Below are 3,827 nucleotides of genomic sequence, written 5' to 3' on the forward strand. Positions count from 1 at the left end.
ATACATAATTGTGTTATAGATAACTATTTAAATCTTCACGAGTCTCCAGAGGATATTGAGTTGTACTTCTGTGGGCCACCGTTAATGAACCAAGCGGTTCAGAAAATGGGCGAGGATTACGGTATTCCGGATGAGCATATACGTTTTGATGACTTTGGAGGATAGTTTTATCTAAACTTATACCCTACAAAAACCTGATCGAAAGATCGGGTTTTTTTATGCCTTTTAACAAAGTCGAGTTTCGTTCAGTTTTGGCTTTATGGAAGGAGTCTTGGAGGGTTGTTCCCAAGAGTTTCAAGTGGAAATGCCTGTCGTAGGTAGACAGAAGAACTATACATGACTTGTGAAAACTGCATGTTTTTTCTTATTAAAAATCACAGCCATCCGAAATTTTTTCAGTTTAGACATAAAAGTCTTTTGAGTCTCGATAATCAGGCTCAATATTGAGGTTTATGTAAAAAATAAGTCTGTCTTGAATCGCAAATTAGCTTGAGGTTTACCTCTTATTCTCTTTGCACCTTCTCCTACCTGATTACAGACATAGTCTAGGGTTAGGTAAAAAGACAAGCAAATCCTTATTTTCTCCACGAAATTGGAAAATGCATGTTTCTTCTTTGCTATCGTCCTGACAATGAGCTGAAGCAACAAATAGGTTATCAATGCGATGTATATCTGTGATTTTACGGCATTTTCGCTTGTGCCGACGAAGGTCTTGATCTGAAGGTTCTGTTTGATAGCCTTGAAGAATAGTTCAATATCCCATCGTTTTTTGTAAAGATCAGCAATGGTTCTGGCTGTCCAGTCCAACTGATTAGTAATGATTTCTATGACCTTGTTTTGATCGGGTTTATAAACATGAACCAGTCGTAGTTTTACTTGGTTGATTCCTGTTCCAACAGCTTTCTTGCTGGTGAGCCTTATAATTTCATCCTTTAAGATGTCTTGGTCAATACCTTGGGGAAGTTCAAATTCTCGGACAGTCTCAAATAGGGTATTGGTCTTTATACGCGTAACAAAAACATTCTCTGCCCTTATTCTTTGCAGCATTAAAAGAAAATCAAAATAAGCTCTGTCCTCAACCACTATAGTACCTTTTGAAAAGACCAATTGTTCAAGTCCATATCTGTCATGGAGCTTAGCAGGGGTAATGTTTACTACATTTGGAATCATCATTGTGTCGTCCCAGCAGGTATGTATTTTGATTCCTCCTTTTGCTGTCCGAAACTTTGCCCAGTCAAACATGGATAAACATAGACTAATAACGGTGCTGTCTATAAGTTTTATACTGTGGTCTTTGATTTCTTTGATAATATGGGATTCATGACGCTTTGATAATAGGTATGTATAATGTGTCAATAGTCCATGATAAAGGCTCTCGAACACCTTATAACTCCTATTCTTATTACCATCGCTCATCGTGGATGTTGCCGGACTTTGGGAAAGACCTAAACTGGAGATGAAGGTCTCGCTAACCCCGATACCAGTAGAAATATCACTTAAAGTATAACACTTATTCAGCTGTCCGAAAGTTAATGCTACAAATTGATCATAAGCTTTATATCGGCTACAGCCTTTGTCACTTTTGTGTTGTGCAGTGCTACGAGAAAAAATCCACCTAGGCACTAAATCTAGGATTTGGCGAAGTAGTGGAGTATTTGTATTTTTAGTGCGCTTGTAGAGTCCCATAAAATGTATTTAAAGTTTGCAAACCAAAAATACGGGATTCTCAAGCTGTTTTTATTTCACGACTTTCGGATAGTTGTGAGTACTTATATAACTTTCAAGTTAATCAAATAGTACCTTTTCTGTCATCCTGCTTTCCTTAGGTTTTTTAGGATCAACTAATAAACTTGGGGAGCAGCGTATAAAAGAGTTAATTTTGTTTCACTAAAACATACGATTTTGAATAAAGATTTAGCGAAATATTTATTGCCCAGAGGAATTTTAGATTATTTTGAAATAGTAGCTGATACTATTGAAAATGATCGCGTACATTTTTATTTAGAAGAGAGAAATATAATTCCTGAGGAGTATCAATCAGAAAAATCACAATCTAAAGGTTTCTCTCCAGAGATTACCGTTGAGGATTTTCCTCTGAGAGGTAAACCAGTATTACTTCACATAAAACGTAGGCGCTGGACACTTCTTACTACTGGTAAAATTGTAAAAAGAGATTGGAATTTAGTAGCTAAAGGCACTCGTATCACTAGCGAGTTTGCCTCTTTTTTAAAAGGTATCACTTGATACCCATTCTGTAAGTGCTAAACGTTTTGGAGATTATTATAAAATAAATGGTAATACTCTTCAGTACCACTACAAAAACCATCTGAGTGATTTTAAAGATTGGTCACAAAAAGCACACGCAGAAGATTGGCTGCTCTACGGTGAAAACATTGGTAAATATTTAAGCCTAGACGAAACCTCTTTATCTAATGGAGAACTTTACACAATTTTAACCAACAAGAATGCACAAGGTAAAAAAGGTGCCATCGTTGCTATTGTAAAAGGTACTAAGGCTAGTGACGTGATTCATATACTTGATAAAATTCCTTTAGAAAAAAGAAATATGGTAGACGAAGTTACCGTTGATATGGCAGGTAGTATGAATTTAATTGCTAAGAAGTGCTTCCCTAAAACCGAAATAGTTACCGATAGATTTCATGTTCAAAAACTGGCTTCAGAAGCGGTACAAGAAGAACGTATCCGATTACGATGGGAAAGCATAGAACTAGAAAATAACGCCATACAGAAGGCTCGCAAAGAAGGGGCTATATACAAAGCTGAGCTTCTAGACAATGGGGATACTCAAAAACAACTACTCGCAAGAAGCCGATATTTATTATTTAAAAGCAAATCCAAATGGACCGTAAGACAAATAGAAAGAGCTGAGATTCTATTCAAATTATATCCAACCATTGAAAAAGCATACGATTTAGCGCAAGGATTAAGCTATATCTTTGAAAACAACACTCATAAGGATACAGCCCGATTAAAATTAGCTCATTGGTATAATAAGGTTGAGAAGTCTCAATTCAAATCATTTAACACGATTTCTCGCTCTATACAAATCCATTATATTCCAATATTGAACTATTTTAATAATAGAAGTACAAATGCGTCTGCAGAATCTTTCAACGCCAAAATTAAAGAGTTCAGAGCGCAATTTAGAGGTGTTAGAGATGTGAAATTCTTCCTCTATAGACTGACTAAATTATTTGCCTAATTGTAAGTGCTCCCTAAAATAATGGTTGATCCGTTTTTTACTCAATTATTAAATCCTAACCACCCTTAGTCAAAAGAGGAATTCTCTAAAGTCATTGATATATTTAAGAATTGTTTGCCACTTCAAAAGGTGCAATTAATGTACATTGCAAGGTAATATATAGTCACATGCAAAGAGATCTTCAAAACCTGCGTAAATCTTATGAAAAAGATGCCTTACTGGAAAATAAGTTACCAGAAAGCCCTTATGAATTATTTGATTCTTGGTTTCAAGAAGCCAAATCATCTATAGAAATTGATGAGGCAAATGCAATGAGTCTTTGTACTCTCGGTGTTGATGGTTTTCCTAAATCACGTATCGTACTCTTAAAGGAGATTTTAGAAGGGAAATTTTTGTTTTATTCCAATTATACTTCAGAAAAAGGAGTTGCTATGCAAGCCTATGATAAAGTAAGTCTTCATTTTTTTTGGCCGTCATTAGAACGTCAGGTTATAATTAAAGGAACTGTGAAAAAGGTCTCTAGAGAAAAGTCCTTAGATTATTTTCATTCCAGACCACGAGGCAGCCAGATAGGGGCATGGACCAGCAATCAAAGTAGCGCTAT

4 protein-coding genes are annotated in these 3,827 nt (G+C 35.8%); 3 read left to right on the forward strand and 1 reads right to left on the reverse strand.

Translation table 11 applies throughout. The features are described 5' to 3' along the window. Positions 1–450 precede the first annotated feature (450 nt). Entirely contained in the window at positions 451–1,686 is a 1,236-nt protein-coding gene (locus tag QZ562_RS20285) for an IS4 family transposase (RefSeq protein ID WP_293764382.1), read from the reverse strand. A gap of 216 nt (positions 1,687–1,902) precedes the next feature. Between QZ562_RS20285 and QZ562_RS20290 the strand changes: the two genes are divergently transcribed. From QZ562_RS20290 to QZ562_RS20300, 3 genes are all read left to right on the forward strand, one after another. Next, complete coding sequence (locus QZ562_RS20290; RefSeq protein WP_293764385.1) at positions 1,903–2,244, forward strand: hypothetical protein; 342 nt, start codon at positions 1,903–1,905, stop codon at positions 2,242–2,244. A gap of 148 nt (positions 2,245–2,392) precedes the next feature. Beyond that, the gene (locus tag QZ562_RS20295; protein ID WP_293764391.1) at positions 2,393–3,223 is read left to right on the forward strand and encodes a transposase; all 831 of its coding nucleotides are present in this window, start codon (positions 2,393–2,395) and stop codon (positions 3,221–3,223) included. 167 nt (positions 3,224–3,390) lie between these two features. Then, the coding region (locus QZ562_RS20300; RefSeq protein ID WP_293764388.1) for a pyridoxal 5'-phosphate synthase at positions 3,391–3,827 on the forward strand (437 nt) is incomplete at its 3' end.

The sequence above is a fragment of the uncultured Paraglaciecola sp. genome, from assembly GCF_913058035.1.
In the GTDB taxonomy this organism is placed as follows: Bacteria; Pseudomonadota; Gammaproteobacteria; order Enterobacterales; family Alteromonadaceae; genus Paraglaciecola.

Bases quoted from the DNA above. Each gene is read 5' to 3' on its own strand.
- QZ562_RS20285 (WP_293764382.1), bottom strand. From the start codon at position 1,686: ATGGGACTCTACAAGCGCACTAAAAATACAAATACTCCACTACTTCGC.